Source organism: Neptunomonas sp., from assembly GCF_041601355.1.
Classification (GTDB): Bacteria; Pseudomonadota; Gammaproteobacteria; order Pseudomonadales; family Balneatricaceae; genus Neptunomonas.
In genome coordinates this window covers 1-17925 of sequence record NZ_JBFIIH010000088.1, presented here as the reverse complement: position 1 = coordinate 17925, position 17925 = coordinate 1, and the positions used below count along the sequence as shown (strand labels likewise).

Annotated in this window: 16 protein-coding genes and 1 pseudogene; 7 read left to right on the top strand and 10 right to left on the bottom strand. The window is 47.1% G+C overall.

What is annotated here, in order from left to right:
• The 3 genes from ABY436_RS13685 to ABY436_RS13675 form a co-directional block, all read left to right on the top strand.
• Nucleotides 1–1908: ATP-binding protein (locus tag ABY436_RS13685; RefSeq protein WP_372739518.1), on the top strand; the 1908-nt coding region annotated here is incomplete at its 5' end.
• 17 nt (nt 1909–1925) lie between these two features.
• Nucleotides 1926–2651, top strand: coding sequence for a response regulator transcription factor (locus tag ABY436_RS13680; RefSeq protein ID WP_372739517.1), 726 nt, complete (start codon nt 1926–1928; stop codon nt 2649–2651).
• A gap of 120 nt (nt 2652–2771) precedes the next feature.
• Complete coding sequence (locus ABY436_RS13675; RefSeq protein WP_372739516.1) at nt 2772–3599, top strand: S1 RNA-binding domain-containing protein; 828 nt, start codon at nt 2772–2774, stop codon at nt 3597–3599.
• On the opposite strand, the gene ABY436_RS13670 is transcribed toward ABY436_RS13675, so the two are convergent.
• Complete coding sequence (locus ABY436_RS13670) at nt 3600–4577, bottom strand: LysR family transcriptional regulator (protein ID WP_372739515.1); 978 nt, start codon at nt 4575–4577, stop codon at nt 3600–3602.
• 95 nt (nt 4578–4672) lie between these two features.
• On the opposite strand from ABY436_RS13670, the gene ABY436_RS13665 reads away from it, so the two are divergent.
• A complete protein-coding gene (locus tag ABY436_RS13665) occupies nt 4673–7732 on the top strand; it encodes an FAD-binding and (Fe-S)-binding domain-containing protein (protein WP_372739514.1) in 3060 nt (1019 codons plus the stop codon).
• Nucleotides 7733–7792: 60 nt separating this feature from the next.
• Here ABY436_RS13665 and ABY436_RS13660 read toward each other — a convergent pair whose 3' ends face one another.
• Complete coding sequence (locus ABY436_RS13660; RefSeq protein WP_372739513.1) at nt 7793–8950, bottom strand: DUF5610 domain-containing protein; 1158 nt, start codon at nt 8948–8950, stop codon at nt 7793–7795.
• Nucleotides 8951–9288: 338 nt separating this feature from the next.
• On the opposite strand from ABY436_RS13660, the gene rraA reads away from it, so the two are divergent.
• On the top strand, nt 9289–9777 hold the full coding sequence (gene rraA, locus ABY436_RS13655; protein ID WP_372739512.1) for a ribonuclease E activity regulator RraA: 489 nt from the start codon (nt 9289–9291) through the stop codon (nt 9775–9777).
• A gap of 26 nt (nt 9778–9803) precedes the next feature.
• On the opposite strand, the gene ABY436_RS13650 is transcribed toward rraA, so the two are convergent.
• On the bottom strand, nt 9804–10007 hold the full coding sequence (locus tag ABY436_RS13650; RefSeq protein WP_372739511.1) for a hypothetical protein: 204 nt from the start codon (nt 10005–10007) through the stop codon (nt 9804–9806).
• Between the two features lie 169 nt (nt 10008–10176).
• Between ABY436_RS13650 and ABY436_RS13645 the strand changes: the two genes are divergently transcribed.
• Complete coding sequence (locus tag ABY436_RS13645) at nt 10177–10386, top strand: hypothetical protein (RefSeq protein ID WP_372739510.1); 210 nt, start codon at nt 10177–10179, stop codon at nt 10384–10386.
• 40 nt (nt 10387–10426) lie between these two features.
• Here the strand turns inward: ABY436_RS13645 and ABY436_RS13640 are convergent, their stop codons facing one another.
• From ABY436_RS13640 to paaF, 7 genes are all read right to left on the bottom strand, one after another.
• Nucleotides 10427–10888, bottom strand: a complete 462-nt coding sequence (locus tag ABY436_RS13640) for an Rrf2 family transcriptional regulator (RefSeq protein ID WP_372739509.1) — start codon at nt 10886–10888, stop codon at nt 10427–10429.
• Nucleotides 10889–11022: 134 nt separating this feature from the next.
• Entirely contained in the window at nt 11023–12330 is a 1308-nt protein-coding gene (paaK, locus tag ABY436_RS13635; RefSeq protein WP_372739508.1) for a phenylacetate--CoA ligase PaaK, read from the bottom strand.
• 124 nt (nt 12331–12454) lie between these two features.
• Nucleotides 12455–13663: a 3-oxoadipyl-CoA thiolase gene (gene pcaF / locus ABY436_RS13630; RefSeq protein WP_372739507.1), complete on the bottom strand. Its 1209-nt coding sequence runs from the start codon at nt 13661–13663 to the stop codon at nt 12455–12457.
• Nucleotides 13664–13666: 3 nt separating this feature from the next.
• Nucleotides 13667–14146 (bottom strand): hydroxyphenylacetyl-CoA thioesterase PaaI, encoded by a 480-nt coding sequence (gene paaI / locus ABY436_RS13625; protein ID WP_372739506.1) that lies wholly within the window; start codon nt 14144–14146, stop codon nt 13667–13669.
• Nucleotides 14143–15654, bottom strand: a complete 1512-nt coding sequence (gene paaH / locus ABY436_RS13620; protein WP_372739505.1) for a 3-hydroxyacyl-CoA dehydrogenase PaaH — start codon at nt 15652–15654, stop codon at nt 14143–14145. Before paaH ends, paaI begins: the two co-directional genes overlap by 4 nt.
• Before the next feature lie 2 nt (nt 15655–15656).
• Nucleotides 15657–16448, bottom strand: a complete 792-nt coding sequence (paaG, locus tag ABY436_RS13615) for a 2-(1,2-epoxy-1,2-dihydrophenyl)acetyl-CoA isomerase PaaG (protein WP_372739504.1) — start codon at nt 16446–16448, stop codon at nt 15657–15659.
• A gap of 4 nt (nt 16449–16452) precedes the next feature.
• Entirely contained in the window at nt 16453–17232 is a 780-nt protein-coding gene (gene paaF / locus ABY436_RS13610) for a 2,3-dehydroadipyl-CoA hydratase PaaF (protein WP_372739503.1), read from the bottom strand.
• Between the two features lie 232 nt (nt 17233–17464).
• Here paaF and ABY436_RS13605 point away from each other — a divergent pair.
• Nucleotides 17465–17925, top strand: a pseudogene (locus ABY436_RS13605) (phenylacetic acid degradation protein PaaN); the annotation flags it as partial.

Sequence of the window (17925 nt, the reverse complement as noted above, 5' to 3'; positions counted from 1 at the left end):
TTTGATTGGTATATCTGTTCTACTGTGTATGTGGATGAGCTTAAAAGTAGTTCTGAACAATTAAGTGATCGCATTTTAAGCATTGCGCTAATATCGTTACTCGTCGCCATTGCTATGGCTTTCTTCTTTATCTATTGGGTGACCAATCCGATCAAGCAACTGGCCGATACCGCATTACGTGTATCCAGAGGTGAGCTGACCGCAACCGCTGGTTTTCGTCGTGATGATGAGTTAGGCATATTGGCTAAAACTTTCGACGAGATGGTAAAACGTGTCCGCAACAATATTCAGGATCTCGATCTTAAGGTAGAGAGCCGTACTCTTGCACTTGAACAGAGTAATCAACAATTGATGGATACTGTAATGTCGCGCGAAAAAGCACAGTATGCATTAACGTTAATAGAAGAACGGCAACGCATTATTCTTGACCTGTTGCCTGCCGAAGTGGCTTATTTTGATACGAGGCTGCAGTTCCAGTTTGTCAATCAACGCTATGCAGACGCACTGCAAAGATCCAAAGAAGAGATTACCGGTCAAAGTTTAGCGGTGCTCAGCCAGAATCAATATCAGGCCATGCAAGCGCAGTTAACTGAAGCTCTTAATGGGGTTGAATCTGCCAGGGAGTACAGTAACTGGTCCCGGGATCACCAAGTCATCACTAAGCGTCTGATAACGCCTTGCTATGATGATGCCGGAAACGTGGTGGGTGTTTTATTGGTGGCGCTGGATATCACCTCAGAAAAAGAGGTGGAGAAAAAATTACTGGAAGCGCAGCGAATGAGTGCCGTCGGTCATCTGGCCGGCGGCTTAGCACATGATTTTAATAATCTGCTTTCGATTATTTTAGGTAACTTAGTCTCTGCAGCCGAGCATTACCAGATGGATGCCGAACTCCAGCGGTACCTGAAACCCTCAATACGCGCTGCAAAACGTGGTGCCAATATAACCAACCGGTTACTGGCCTTCTCCAGACGCCAGCCTTTAGCGCCTATGCCTTGTGATATTAACCTGTTGTTGCAGGAAACCATCGAACTGCTGCAGGGATCATTACCGAGCAACATAGAACTGATTTTTGATAAGAATAAAACTCATGGCTTACCCTTTGTTGATCCGGGGCGCCTGGAAGACGCACTGGTAAATCTGGCTTTGAATGCCAAGCAAGCGATGCCACGTGGTGGGGAAATAAGATTTTCAGTGACTGAACTGAATGTAGAAACACAAAGCCTGTTTCTGGATGAGGAGGTCGCTGCGGGGCACTATATGCAGATCAAAGTGGCTGATACCGGGCAAGGTTTTACTGAAGATGCTATGCAGATGGCATTTGAGCCTTTCTTCACGACACGCTCCGATGTTGCCGGTTCAGGTGCCGGGGCAGGACTGGGGTTGAGTATGGTGTATGGGTTTGTTAAGCAATCTAATGGCTACATAAAAGTTACCAGTTCCCCCGGGCAAGGGGCCGAAATAACTTTATTACTACCCGCTGTAGAGGTAGAACTTGTGGCGGGTCCTGTCGATTCGCAAGAATATGAGCATCAAGAGAGGAAAGGAAAGCTAGTACTCTTGGTTGAAGATGATGATGATGTTCGGCAGGTGGTACGTGAGTTACTCAGAAAAATGGGCTTTAATGTCATTGAGTCGTCCACGGCAGAAGAAGCGGAAGCATTGATAGCGGTTTTAGACGATGTGTATGCGCTGGTCTCCGATATCCGCTTAAATGGTGAAACGAACGGCTATGACCTGGCGGATATTTTCAAGTTTACTCATCCGATGAGTCGTGTTGTTTTGATGACAGGGTATGCTTTCGATGAAAACAGTGGGCGTGAGGGTAAGCATCATTACAACGTTCTTCAGAAGCCATTTGATATCAAACAATTACAAAAGTTTTTTGAGATAGAAGATGAAGAATAAAAGCGAGTGCTTTACTCATGAGTGAACGTAGATTGATTTACATCATTGATGATGAACGTGATATTTGTGACATTGTGAGTCGTGAGCTGGGTGCCTACGGGTTTGATGTAGAAACATTTCTAACCGGCGCTCAGTTAAAAAAAGCATTGTCGGTTCGCTCGCCTGATTTGTGTATTGTTGATTTAGGCCTGCCTGATATGGATGGCATAGAGCTGGTGAAGTCGCTGTGTGAGCAAGCCAATATGGGAGTGGTGATTTTGTCTGGTCGGGACAGTATTACTGATCGGGTGTTAGGCTTAGAGTTGGGTGCGGATGATTACATTGTTAAGCCATTTATACCCAGAGAACTCATCGCAAGAGTGAATAGCTTATTTCGTCGTTTAAAGAAAAACGCTCATGAAAATGATACGTCGGCCATAAAAGTTGCGCAGTTTGCCGGGTGGCGCTATGACCCATCAACATTAACACTGAGTGGCGGGCTTTCCGGTCAGAGCGATGCGGGAGAAGGGGCTGAATTCAGCTCAGCAGAGCATGAGTTATTAATGTTGCTATTACACTCGCCGCGTAAAATACTGTCGCGTGATCAGTTGTTAGGTGAACGGGTTTCACCTTTTGATCGTAGTATTGATGTGCGTATGTCGCGCGTAAGAAAGAAAATAGAGAGTAACCCTAAACACCCGACTCTGATTAAAACAGTCTATGGGGTGGGTTATATTCTGACGGCTGATGTTGAATGGATCTGACCCTCAGTATACAACCGTTAGTATTTAACGGCATCGGCTTAAACTGATTGGGTGAAGAGTGGCTTTCTGATAATATCTCCGTCCATGCTTTCTCTTAAATGATCAGACAGGATAGATACCGTGGTTGATGTAGGCCGAATGAATACCCTCACTGTAATGCGCGAAGCGGATTTCGGTGTTTATCTTGATGGCGGCGAATTTGGTGGGATTTTACTGCCGAAAAAAGAGGTGCCGGAAGGCTGTAAGCTCGGCGATCAGCTAGAGGTCTTTATTTACCTGGATACTGATGATTTTGTGGTGGCCAGTATCAATGCACCCATAGCCCAGGTGGGTGAGTTTGCTAGTTTAAAAGTGGTAGAGGTCAACCGTATCGGTGCGTTTCTTGATTGGGGCATGCCCAAAGACCTGTTACTGCCATATGGCGAGCAACAGCGTGCACTGGAAGTCGGACAGAAAGTGATGGTCAGAATCTATCTGGACAACAGCGATCGCCTGGCCGCTTCTGCTAAATTAGAAAAATTCCTCGAAAAAGACCCGCAAGGCTTAACGGTTGGCGATAAAGTGAGTCTGTTTGCTTATCGCCATAATGATCTGGGTTTCAGTGTAGTTGTTGATAACCGCTATGGTGCCGTTCTGCATCAAAAAGATCTGTTTCGTACCGTAAGGCTGGGGCAGACGTTAACAGGCTATATTAAGCGTGTATTGGCTGAAGGTAAGGTTGATGTGATGCTGGACAAACCCGGCTACGGCAAAGTTGATGAGTTGTCGCAACGGATTATGAAAGATCTTGATAGTCGTGGCGGATACAGCCCTTTGGGTGATAAAAGCCCACCAGAAGATATTTATCAAGCGTTTGGCATCAGCAAAAAATCTTACAAAATGGCGATTGGCACCCTGATGAAAAAAGGGCTCATCTCTATCAGCCCGGACGGTATCAGAAAAGTCTGACTACTGCTTTTTCAGTGGGCTCTTCAGTGGTCTCTTCAATGTGTTCTGCAGCGCCTCTACATAAGCGGGTAAATCAGCACCTTGAAAATACTGGATAGCCCGCTTAAGTAACTCTTGCCCTGCCGGGCCTATTGAACGCCCTTTGCGTGTTATCAAGCATAGCTCTCTTTTTAATACGGGTTGAGTTAACGGGCAAAACTGCATCAAATGAAACGCCTCTGTTGACGCCGCCAGTGCTGGCAAAATACTAATCCCGATACCTTTTTGAATCAGCGCTGCCAGTGTGGCTGGCGTTGATACCTCTATCATGACCTTATCTAATGACAAGGGTAAGTGTTGCTCTTTAATGCTCTTTTCAAGTTGAATTCTGATGCCATTTTCAGCGGAGAGTAAGATTAATGATCTTGAGCTGATTTCGTCCCAGCGAATTAGATCGCTATTCGCCAGCGGGTCATCCGAATTCATCACCACGCCGTATTGATCCTGAAGAATCGGTTGGTATAAAAGCTCGGGGTGAGCCGATCTGTTACCACCAATCCCGAAATCAACAAGATTATTAATAACACTGTCCTCAATGCCGCTGGCACCTTCCTCTTTTAACGAGAGTCCTATATTAGGGAAGGCTGCGCGGTAGGACTCAATCACCGCCGGCAGCAGGCTGTTGAGTACAGAGGGAGAGGCAGCGATACCGACCTGGCCACGCTGTTGCTGGGCACTGGCTCTTAAATCATTAATCGCCGTATCAAAATCTGAGATAAGACGTTCGGCAACCGGATAGAAGCGTTCACCTTCGCGGGTCAGGTTGACCCGCCGGGTGGTGCGGTCGAAGAGTTGCAGGGCAACCTGTACTTCAAGCTGTTTTATAGTCGCGGTGAGTGTCGACTGAGTCACATGCAAATGCTCAGCGGCATGCGTAAAGCTGCCATGACGCGCAACCTCAATAAAGGCCGTTAAGTGGCGGTAAGATATATTATTCATTATTTTCGATTAATTGATTAAATTTTATCGTTTGAATGATTAATCATGATTCTGCATCATAGTGCAATTAAAAACAAACCAGATGTGATTACCCCATGATTCCCAGAATATCCACTGTTGAAACAACCCAAACCCACTATCTGTCTTTTATCGATGCATTAAAGGATAAAGGGTTTGCCGGTGAGCTGAATCAGGATTATGCCAACCGTATTGCATTATCGACCGATAACAGTATTTATCAGGTGTTACCGCAAGGTGTTCTTTATCCTAAAACTCTGGCGGATCTGGTGCTGATTGCCGAGTTGTCATCTGAGCAGGCGTTCAATCATATCGTTTTAACGCCCCGTGGTGGTGGTACCGGCACCAATGGGCAATCATTAACGGATGGCCTGATTGTTGACGTTTCTAAACACATGAATTGTATTCTTGAGATTAATCAGGAAGAGCGTTGGGTAAGAGTTCAAGGCGGCGTTGTTAAGGATCAGTTGAATGCTGCACTGAAGCCCTATGGTTTGTTTTTTGCGCCAGAGTTATCCACCAGTAATCGCGCTACGGTCGGCGGAATGATCAATACGGATGCCAGTGGACAGGGCAGCTGTTTATACGGCAAGACGCGTGATCATGTGCTCGAACTTAAAAGCGTATTGTTAGACGGCACCGTCTGGGATTCTTTACCACTGGAAGACGATCAGCTGGCCTCATTAAAGTTGAGGCAGGATCGGGTGGGTGAGATTCATCGCTTGGTTGATGAGATTTATACCGATAAAAAAGCTTTGATTGAAGAAAAGTTTCCGAAACTCAATCGTTGTTTAACCGGTTATGACCTGGCGCATATAAGAGATGAGTCAGGACGCTTTAACCTTAATTCTGTTTTGTGCGGAGGAGAAGGTTCGCTTGCCTTTATTGCCGAAGCCAAACTGAATGTACTACCGATCCCGAAGTTTGCGGCGCTCGTTAATGTTAAATATAACAGCTTTGAAAGCTCGCTCAGGGATGCTAAAGCGTTAATGGATTGGGGCCCGACATCAATCGAAACCATCGATTCAAAAGTACTTAATTTAGCGATGGGTGATATCGTTTGGGACACGGTTAAAGATTACTTTCCTGAGAAAGAGGGCGATCCGGAAACACTGGGCATCAATCTGGTTGAATATACCGCAGACGATGAGGCGGAATTGCAAGCCCGCGTTGAAAAGCTGACACAGCATCTGGAAGCCGTTGCCGGCGCGACGGGTAAGAGCTTTGGTTTTACTGTCGTCTATGGTGCTAGCGAGATAAATAAAGTGTGGGGCATGCGTAAAAAAGCGGTTGGATTACTCGGTAATGCCAGCGGCCAGGAGCGTCCCATTCCTTTTGTAGAAGATACCGCGGTACCTCCGGAAAACCTGGCTGACTTTATCATGGAGTTTCGCGCCGTACTGGATAGTCATGGTTTAGCCTACGGTATGTTTGGCCATGTGGATGCGGGTGTGCTGCATGTGCGTCCTGCTATTGATATGAAAGATGAGGTGCAGGAGTCAATGGTTCGTGAGATTACTGATCAGGTAGTCGCACTTACTCAGAAGTATCATGGTTTGCTATGGGGTGAGCACGGTAAAGGCGTGCGCTCTGAATATTCGCCGGCATTTTTTGGTGAGCTTTATCCTGAGTTGCAGCGTATTAAAGGCGTTTTCGATCCGCATAACCAACTCAACCCAGGTAAGATTGCCACGCCATTAATCGCCGGAGCGGAGCTGTTAAAAATTGACGGCGTACGGACACGTGGTCAGCTTGATCGTCAAATTCCGCTTAAAACCCGCGAAACTTACGACTCAGCGATGTTCTGTAACGGCAATGGTGCTTGTTATAACTATGACCCGAACGATGCTATGTGTCCGTCCTGGAAAGGCACACGTGAGCGCATACACTCCCCTAAAGGCCGCGCTTCACTGATACGTGAATGGTTGCGTCTGATGTCTGAAAAGGGTGTCGATCTTACCGATATGAGTGGCCGTGTGAAGCGTAGTTCGTATCTGAAAACTCTGCCGGATAAAATCAGGAATACCTTTAAAAAACAAAAGGGTGAATACGACTATTCACATGAAGTCCACGAAGCAATGATGGGCTGTCTGGCTTGTAAATCCTGTGTTGGGCAGTGTCCTATTAAAGTGAATGTACCCGATTTCAGAGCCCGTTTTCTTGAAGTGTATTACAGTCGTTACCTGCGGCCTGCGAAGGATTACATGGTTGGCAGTCTGGAGTTTATGGTGCCTGCCATCGCTAAGTTCCCGGCACCTTATAATTGGGCGATGAATAACCGGGTCATGAAGCGCTTGTTTAAGCAATACGTGGGTATGGTTGATAGCCCCGTCGTGTGCAAACATACGCTGGTTAAAGGCTTAAAAGAAAAAGGGGTTGAGTTCGCCAGCGTAGAGCTGATTGGAACCATGAATGCAGAGAAGCGAAACAGGTCTGTGATTATCGTTCAGGATGCCTTCACCAGCTTCTTTGAAACTCAGCTGGTACTGGATTTGATCGACTTACTCAGAGAGTTGGGCTTTCATGTCATGGTGGCACCTTTTATGCCAAACGGTAAGCCTCTGCATGTCCATGGGTTTATGCAGGCATTTGAAAAAGCGGCTATTAAGAATGCTTCCATGCTACGCGCATTGGATCAGAGCGGTGTTGCGTTGATTGGCGTCGACCCGTCGATGACACTCACGTACAGACAGGAGTATGCGCAAGCGGTTGATCGTTTACCCACCGTTAACCTGATTCAGGAATGGTTGGCTACACAGCAAGCGCTGATCTCAGTAAAAGCTGCCGGGCTGCCTGAGCGTACATTTACGCTGATGGCGCACTGTACCGAGAAAACATCGGCGGCACCCTCAATCAAACAATGGCAACAGATCTTTTCGGCGCTGGGTCAAACACTCAATGTTCAAGCGCTGGGCTGTTGCGGCATGTCTGGAACTTATGGTCATGAAGCCGAAAACCTGGCGACCTCGAAAAAGATCTATGACCTTAGCTGGCGTGACGTTGTGAATGCAGAAGACACAAAAGGACAGCTGGTGGCGACAGGGTATTCGTGTCGAAGCCAGGTGAAGCGTATGGATGACAAACAGATCCGGCATCCTGCACAGGCATTACTGGATTTAATTCGGGCGAGTCGCTAAAAACTCCATATAAAAAAAGGGCCCGCAAGGGCCCTGAATAACGAGGGTGGAAGGAGTCTGTTATTGCTCAGCTTCAACCGAAGCGGTTTGCTGGCTGGCAAGGAAATTGTTCATACTCTCCAGATTGGCGTTATAACGTGCTTTCTCTGGTTCATCGGAATCACGGTAACGAATATCCTGAGTCACCAATGTCGATAACATCTCGCGGCTAAAGCTGGAAGCATCTTGCATAAAGCCCAGCTTAGGGTTATCAGTTGCGCCATGCATGTTGTGCATCATATGACCTAAGCGTTTGCCTGGGTTCATATCAGAATTGTTACCTGAGTTCTGCATATTTTCTACATCGGTGTATTTAGCAATCGAACTATACTGTTCAGACTGAGTCAGGCGCAGGTTCATCGATGCAAGTTCTGTTTTATCCATACGGAACTCGCTGGCCATATCAAATGCTTTCTGGACATCGCCATCGAAGAACTCGTTTGATATCTCGTTCACATCTTTAATCAGGTTTTGCAGTGCATCGATTTCGTCATTATCCAGATCACCCTCAACTGAAAATTTATACGCGCTGCTTTCATTGCGGCTAATGTTGAACAGCGATTGGGAGTTGCCTTGCTGATCTTTTTCTATGCCGAATGAACCTTCGTATTGGCTGCTTTTAGAAAAACTAATGGTGACTTCATCACCATCTTGTGTTTTTACTTTTAACGACAGCGTTTCGGCTTCCTGATAGCGTTCAGCTGCCATAAGCCGGGAAACCTGAGCATCTTCAGATGTTTGCTGTCCAGGCGCCAGAGCACTGAGGGCATCCATTGTCTTGTCTTCAGTCTGGTCAATATTCGATGAGATGCTGTCTGTTAAAGCGCCTAAGCCATCAAGAATTTCGCGTGCTTCCTCAAAGCCTTTCTTAACGCCATCAACCGCCGCGTTATACATCTTTTGAATATCTTCTTCGGAGCGACCGCTACGACGTGCCGCTTCCAGTCCCTGTGCTACAAAATCACCAATACGACTGGCGACTTTCTCAGGCGAGAAGTCGTCTGCACTCAGTGTGTTAAGGTCACCTGTACTCATTCCCGGAATATTACTGGCTAGCCTGTTAAGCACCGTATTCTGGCTGGCCGCTTCAGGAGAGTTTCCGCTGGACGTTGCTTGTTGAAAGCTTGTCTGGGAGCTTTGTTGAGTGAAAGAACTGTGAGAGTGCAGAGTGCCAATCATGGTGGGCCTCCGGTTTGTTAGTTGGGTATATCTTTCTTTATCGACTAATTTTAGCCGAACTTTAGAAAAAGGCGCTGAAAACGGGAAAGATTCATGCTCAAATGTTTAAATAATCAATAAGCATGTTTTTATGTTGTTAAAAATACCGTACAGATCAAAGTGGTGTTGTAAACATCGGTTTGCGTAATAAAATAGCGCTATTTATTCAGGGAATTCATTCAAGAATTTCTTAAGGTAAATTTTTAGCGTGACTTTTTACAGTTGGTTTTTAGAAGTGTTTTTTAAGCTGCTGTTTTAGCATTAGTATTTTAGGTTATTTGAAAATTAAGGAGAGAAATGTGGAAGACTTACTACCCGAGTTATGTGATCAATTTCCAGAGTTGGTGCAAGTCGTTGAACCTATGTTTGGTAATTTTGGTGGTTGTGAAACCTTCGGTGGTGAAATAGTCACCATTAAAGCATTCGAAGATAACTCGCTGGTGCGTGAGCAGGTCGCTTTACCCGGTAAAGGTAAAGTACTGGTGGTAGACGGGGGAGGCTCCATGCGCCGTGCTATGCTGGGCGATTTGCTTGCTGAAAAAGCTGAAAAAAATGAATGGGAAGGCATCATTATTAATGGCTGTATACGCGACGTAAATGCGATTGGTGGGTTGGACTTGGGTGTTCAGGCGCTGGGTGCACATCCTATGAAAACAGATAAGCGTGGTTTGGGTGATCTGAATGTTGATGTAACCTTTGGTGGTGTTACGTTCAAGCCTGGCCACTATGTTTATGCCGATAATAATGGCGTATTGGTGTCTGCCGTCAAACTTGAACTTGCAGTATAAGGCTTTTATTTAAGCCCGACAGTTTGCTAGGTAAGACTCATGGCCATGCTGATATAGAGCTTGGCCATGACCCCAAAAACAGTCGCACCACTGATCAGGCCAATAAAAATCATTTTCCCTTCGCGTGATGCCTTTGATTGTTTGGACACGGTCCAGACAGACCAGAACTTGTACATGATCATCAGGATCACACAGGCTAATACGAATATTTCAGAATCGAAGATGCTCATGGCGTGGCCTTTTCTTTTATCAAAGTGTATAAGTGAATAATTGAATTATTAAAATGTATTTGATATATACCTATTATTCATATATAAAATGTTTTGTAAATACATTTTATTGCTTGGAGCAACTTTCAGTACAATTTTATTTGGATGAGTCATAGCAAGGGGTGGTTAGATGAATAAGGGCTTGAGCAAAAAGAAACGAGATGAAATGCACCGTTCGTGGTTAGACGTCACAGGAACGGCCGTCGCATCCATTCATCGGGCAGATGGCTATAAAGGGATGTCTGTTACAGGGCAGGATTATGAACTGATCAGGCCTCATTTTTTACAAAGCGAAGACTTACACAGCCGGGATAAAAAACTGAGCAAAAAAGCTGAATAAACATGAGGGGTAATGCCCCGTTGTCAGCCTATAAACCGGTTTAGTTTACCGGTTTAGTCGGCCGGTCAGGTGTCGTTACATCCGAGCCAATAAGTCCCTGGCGCATAGGCTTATTAGCGATGAGGTCAGCGAGTGTATGTTCTTTGAGAACGTCCATAAAAGCATTTTTTGCTTTATTGAGAATAGGTTGAAGTGTGCAGAAGTTTGTCAAACGGCAGGAATGGTGTTCGCAATCTATGATGGGCCTGAACCCTTCGGTTTGTGCAACGACAAGGCCAATGTTGATATCTGCAGGATCTTTGCCTAGCTGAATGCCGCCGTTCTTGCCGCGAAACGTCTTCAGGTAACCGGATTTAGACAGCGCGTGAACAACCTTACGCAGATGTTCTATAGAGATATCATAGAATTGTGCTATCTCAGATAATGTAGTGAGACGATCATTGTTAATGGCCGCATAGAAAAGTACGCGTAAGCTATAGTCTGTGAATCGGCTCAGTTGCATAAGAGTATTTCGTAAAAGATGTTAATACAATATACGTTATAAAGGCGGGTATTAACAACCCTGTTCAGGACAACTCATAGAATTAAAAAAGGCCGTATATAACGGCCTTTAACAGATGGTTCAGCTCATTAAAATCAGCCGTCTTTGCGTTTATCGAAGACACGCTTGGCTTTGCCCTCAGAGCGAGGAATAGTACCGCCATCGACAACAGTGATACGCGTACTGATCCCAACAACGGCTTTAATGTGGTGTTGCAGTTCTTTGGTTGCTGCGAGCTGATCAGCATCGCGGGCATCAGGCGTCATCTCAACTTTAACTTCAACTTTATCCAGGTTTCCTTCTTTGGTAACAATGATCTCATAATGCGGAGCCAGAGTAGAAACTTTAAGAATCTGTTCTTCTATCTGCGTTGGGAATACGTTCACGCCCCGAATAATCATCATGTCATCTGAGCGCCCTGTGATTTTATCGATACGGCGCATCGGACGAGCGGTACCGGGTAGCAGGCGCGTCAGATCGCGTGTGCGGTAACGGATAATCGGTAGCGCTTCTTTGGTCAGAGAGGTGAAGACCAGTTCTCCGTATTCACCATCCGGTAATACTTCACCGGTATTCGGATCGATGATTTCAGGGTAGAAATGATCTTCCCAAATGGTCGGGCCGTCTTTGCTTTCAAGGCATTCCTGAGCAACGCCCGGGCCCATGACTTCAGATAATCCGTAGATATCCAGAGCATCTATGCCGAGGCGTGCTTCAATATTTTTACGCATCTCTTCAGTCCATGGCTCTGCACCGAAGATACCCAGACGTAATGAAAGTTTATGCGGATCAACGCCCTGACGATCCATTTCATCAATCAGGTTAAGCATATAAGAAGGGGTTACCATGATGATATCAGGATCGAAATCCCTCATCAGCTGTACTTGTTTCTCTGTCTGGCCGCCAGACATTGGGATAACCGTACAGCCGAGGCGTTCAGCCCCATAATGGGCACCCATCCCGCCGGTAAATAAACCATATCCATAAGAGATATGGACTTTATCGCCGTGATGTCCGCCAGCCGCACGGATTGAGCGCGCGACCACGTTAGCCCAGGTATCGATATCGTTCTGCGTGTAACCGACTACGGTAGGCTTACCGGTGGTTCCGCTGGACGCATGAATACGTACAACATCGCGGTTAGGAACCGCGAAGGTTCCGAACGGGTAGTTATTACGCAAATAATCTTTTTGGGTGAATGGGAAGAGCTTTAAGTCTTCCAGTTTTTTCAGATCAAAAGGGTGAACCCCTTTGTCTTTACACATTTTACGGTAAGCAGGAACATTGTTATAACAATGCGCAATACTCCAGCGCATTCGTTTGAGCTGTAATGCGCGTAGTTCATCAATGCTCGCCATTTCGATATCATCGAGTGAGCCGCTGCGGGTTTTTTCAATAGACATATTATTATAATCCTGTTGTTCTTTGGCAGTTCTTTGGCAATCGTAAGGGCTAATGCTGGATATCCGGCTAAGCCTTAGCACTCTTTTATATTTGTTATATTTTTTATATTAGTTATAGGGGTAATCAAACGCGCTCAATAATCATGGCTATACCTTGTCCCACGCCTATACACATAGTGCACAATGCATAACGACCACCGGTACGATGAAGTTGATACATAGCGGTTGTCACTAAGCGTGCGCCACTAGCGCCAAGGGGATGACCTAAAGAGATGGCTCCGCCGTTCGGGTTAACGTGGGCAGCATCGTCAGCCAGGCCTAAATCGCGCATCACGGCTAAGCCCTGTGAAGCAAATGCTTCGTTAAGCTCAATAACATCCATCTGATCGAGAGTAAGACCGGCTTTTTTCAGTACATTGCGAGTAGCAGGTGCCGGGCCAAAGCCCATAATGCGAGGCTCAAGCCCCGCTGCTGCCATCGCGACGATACGTGCCTTAGGCGTCAGGCCATTGGCTTTAGCCGCTTCTGCAGAGGCGATCAATAGTGCGCATGCTCCGTCGTTTACGCCAGAAGCATTACCTGCAGTGACAGAGCCGCCGGCTCTGAAAGGCGCTTTTAGCTTAGCCAGATCTTCCAGTGTGGTTGATGCGCGTGGGTGTTCGTCGGTATCGACAACGATGGGATCGCCTTTTCGCTGTGGGATGACAACCGCTACTATCTCTTCTTTAAAGAGACCTTTTTTCATGGCTGCAGCTGTTTTCTGTTGGCTGCGGAATGCGAAAAGATCCTGATCTTCGCGCGATATATTGAATTCTTCTGCGACGTTTTCTGCAGTCTCAGGCATAGAATCTACGCCGTATTGCTCTTTCATCTTTTTGTTAATGAAACGCCAGCCGATGGTTGTATCGTAAAGGCCATTAGGATTACGACTGAATCCTGATTCTGCTTTACCCATGACAAAAGGTGCACGTGACATTGACTCGCAACCACCGGCAATCATCAGTTCAGTTTCACCCGACTTGATTGCACGGGCAGCCATGCCGATGGCATCGATACCTGAGCCGCATAAGCGGTTAACAGTCGTACCTGGTACAGCGACAGGAAGGCCCGCTAACAATCCGGACATACGTGCGACGTTACGGTTATCTTCGCCAGCCTGATTAGCGTTGCCGTAAATAATGTCTTCGACAGTGGTCCAGTCAACAGTTGGGTTGCGGTCCATCAGTGCTTTAATCGGAACAGCACCTAAGTCGTCGGGACGTACCGTTGCCAGGCCTCCGGCGTAGCGACCGAAAGGGGTCCGGACAGCATCGCATATAAATGCATCTTTCATGAATTATTCTCCTTTTGTGCCATGTAGAGCAGATTCGTCAGAGTCGTCTACGAGGACGCCATTAATTTGGTGAGACTTACCGCGGAAAAAAGCGAGTGCTTGATCTTTCTGATTGTAAATAGTGATGTCGTAAACACCGGTGCGGCCTTTGCGATGGCGTTCCTCTGCGATAGCTTTCAGGCGGTCGCCTTCAAAACCAGGTGCTGCAAAATCAATAGTGCAACCACTGGCAACAGTGACTTTATTATAGCTATTGCAGGCGTGTGCAAAGGAGGTATCGGCCAAAGTGAAAATCATACCGCCGTGGCAGATGGCATGGCCATTGAGCATATCTTTGCGTACGACCATCTCGAGATGGGCAAAACCTGCACGCGTCTCAATAATCTCCATTCCCAGTGCTTTCGCAGTGTGGTCATTTTCATGCATGGCTATGCTGCAGGCGTGTGCTAACTGATCGGGTGTCATGTCAGAAGTTATGCTCATGACTTACCTCCGGCAACTTTACGGCGAATAAGGGGGGAGGTGCGATAGCGGTCTTCGCCATAGCTCTTCGCCAGATTATCAAGGACGTTCATGATGCGGACCAGGCCGACACTTTTTGCCCATTCTATCGGCCCGAATGGATAATTAACGCCGCCTTTCATGGCTACATCAACATCGCTTTCAGAACATACTTGCTGGTTAACAGCGTCATAGCCCTCGTTGGCGAGCATCGCAACGGTGCGCATTAAAACCATACCGGCAACATCATCAATAACGGTAACTTTCTTACCGATTGCCTGGAAAAGCCCAATGGCTTTTAGTATGGCAGCGGGGCTGGCCTGATCAGCCGGAGCCAGCGCGATACGCGTAGCTTTGGCATAATCCAGAGCCAGATCGAACTGAATGAGATTACTGTTACGAGCAATATCAGCACGGTACGTTGTCATTTGCCCGTTGGTCAGTTGTAAGGTGGTATCACCGATTAAAATAGCGCCAGAGCCTTCCCGGATGCGGCTTACTTTAATGCCGGCTGCTTCTATGAGTGCTACCAGCGGTTCAGCAACACCAAGGCACCCTTCGATGGTTACGTTTTGAGGTGCAGGAGCTGGCGCTGCTGTTTTGATTGTTGGCGTTTCTGCCTGCTCGCTGTAGTCATAAAATCCTTTCCCGGATTTGCGTCCCAAATGACCGGCACTGACTAATTCCTGTTGAATTAACGAGGGAAGAAAACGTTGGTCATTAAAGAAGGCTGCAAAGACGGATGAAGTCACCGCAAAGTTAACATCATGGCCGATCAGATCCATTAGTTCGAATGGCCCCATGCGAAATCCACCGGCTTCACGCACGATCGCATCGATGCTTGCCTCATCTGCAGCGCCTTCCTGAAGTACGCGTAAACCCTCTGCATAAAATGGACGGGCGACACGGTTAACAATAAAACCGGGTGTGGATTTAGCACGAACCGGACTTTTCCCCCAACTGGCTGATAAATCATAGATAGCATTAGCCACGTCTTTATCAGTGTCCAAACCGCTAATTACTTCTACGAGTTTCATGATCGGAGCAGGGTTGAAGAAGTGCATACCGACTAAATTATGTGGACGCTTGAGCTTGCTGGCAATCGTCGTCACGGAGATGGAAGAGGTATTCGTCGCCAGAATCGTATCGTCTGCGCAGATCTCTTCCAGTTGAGCAAAAACTGATTGCTTAATATCCAGGCGCTCAACAATGACTTCGATAACTACGCGGGCAGGCGCGAAGCTGTCCAAAGAGTCGGTTACTGTGATACGTGATAGCAGTGCATCTACATCACTTTGTTGCATTTTCCCGCGTTGAACCAGTTTGCTCAGTCCTTTGGCCACACCCTCCAAGCCTCGCTGCGCTGCGCCGTCAAATGCATCATATAGCAGTACCGGATGACCAGCTTTTGCAGCAACCTGAGCGATACCCGCTCCCATAGTGCCGGCACCAATCACACCGATCACTGCTGTAGAATTAATGACACTCATGGTTACTGTCCTTTGAACGCGGGTTTACGTTTTCCGATAAAAGCAGCAACGCCTTCACGATAATCATCTGTGCGGCCTGCTAAGGTTTGCAAGTCACGTTCCAGATCAAGTTGCTCATCAAATGTATTGTCTGCTGATGCCTGAATAGCACGCTTAATCAGCGCCAGGCCTTTAGTAGGCTGGCTGGCAAAATGTTGTGCCATCGCCATCGCTTCATCCTGTAGGGATTCGTTCTCAACAGATTTCCAGATCATGCCCCACTGTTCTGCTTGTTCTGCTGAAATCTTATCGCCAAGCAGGGAAAGCGCCATGGCGCGGGCAGGGCCAACCAAACGAGGCAATGTCCAGGTACCGCCACAATCAGGGATCAATCCGATTTTACAAAATGCCTGAATGAACGACGCTGATTTGGCCGCCAACACGATATCGCACGCAAAAGCGATGTTAGCACCCGCGCCGGCAGCGACACCGTTGACTGCACAGATAACCGGCATCTCTAAGCTACGAATGGTACGCAGCATAGGGCTATAATTTTTTTCTATGGATTCGCCGAGGTTCGGTGGAGCGCTTCCCGGTGCAACATTTCTGTCCCCCAGATCTTGTCCTGCACAGAACCCGCGGCCATTACCCGTTAACAGTAAGCAGCGTACAGAGCTATCTTTTTTCACCTCTTTAAGCGCACTCTTAACTTCTGAGTGCATTTGCGCGTTGAAACTGTTCAGGCTGTCAGGGCGGTTCAGGGTAAGTACGGCAACGCCTTCAGAAATAGTGAATTCAATGGTTTCGTAAGACATGGGGTTATTTTCCTGTGAAGTTTGGTTGGCGTTTTTCCATAAAAGCAGAGATTCCTTCATTACGATCTTGCGTCGCCGCTAATAACGTGAAGGATTTTCGTTCCAGATTCAGACCACTATCCAGTGTCGTTTCGTAAGCCTTTAACAGTGCTTCTTTGGCGAGTCTGACGGCGATTGGAGGCTTGGTAGCAATTTTACGTGCCAGCTCGGTGGCACGTTGAAGAGAAAGTTCAGGAATAGTAACTTCGCTGACCAGCCCAAAAGATAGGGCCTGATGAGCGGTTATAAACTCACCTGACAGCACCATCTGCATGGCCATTGATTTGCCGATAGTACGAATCAGGCGCTGGGTTCCGCCTGCGCCCGGAATGATGCCCAGATTGATTTCCGGCTGGCCGAATAGCGCGTTGTCTCCTGCAATAACAATATCGCAGTGCATCATCAATTCGCAGCCGCCGCCTAAGGCAAAACCATTAACGGCAGCAACAATAGGTTTAGGGAAGAGGGCTATGCGACGCCAGTAGGCTGGGCGAGGGTCGTTCATCACACCGACGGCATCCAGAGATGCCATCTCTTTAATGTCGGCTCCGGCGGCAAAAACAGTATCACTTCCTGTGATAATGACTGCTTTTATATTGCTATCGTCAGCGGCTTGGTCGAGAACCCCGGCCAACTCTTTAAGTAGTTGGGTGCGAAGCGCGTTGTAAGATTCAGGCCTGTTTAGTCGGATGGTAAGCACCCCGGACTGGGGCTCATCGACAAGTATATCTTGATAATTGTGCATGCAATGGCGCCTTTTTTCTCGTTATCTTTCGTATTGTTATTGCCTAAGGTTAACCAAAAGCAGAAAGGGATACAATATTTATAACTAAAGACGTTCTTTATGTATCATAAACTTTGGTGTATGGTTCTTCTATCTATAAATCGCTGACAAAGAAAATATAAAGAAAATATAAAAAATAACCCCTTAAAAACTTCTTTACAGAACCGATACAGAACAAGGACAGAAAATCCTCATGAGCTACGTGATGACGCCCCGGCTTGCTACCTTACTAGACAAGCACCAGAACACACTGAACGCCGCCCTTAATGCCATTAAAACCCGTGACTACTGGACGCCCTACCCGGAAAACCCCAGCCCGCGTGCCTATGGCGAAACCGCCAATGCCGATGGCGAAGCGGCGTTTAAAAACTATCTCAATCAGAGTTTTGCACTGGATATGCCAGGTATCGTCGGTGAAGCGGGCGCTGAAGTATCACCTTATGGCATTGAGCTTAACGTCAAATACCCGCGGGTGGATCTGGATCAGTTGCTGCCTGCCATGCAGGATGCACGTAAAGCCTGGCGTGACATTGGCCCGCAAGGCCGTGCTGCTGTCTGTCTGGAAATACTCGAACGTATCAACAAACGCAGCTTTGAGATCGGCTATGCGGTGATGCACACCTCAGGGCAGGGGTTCATGATGGCATTTCAGGC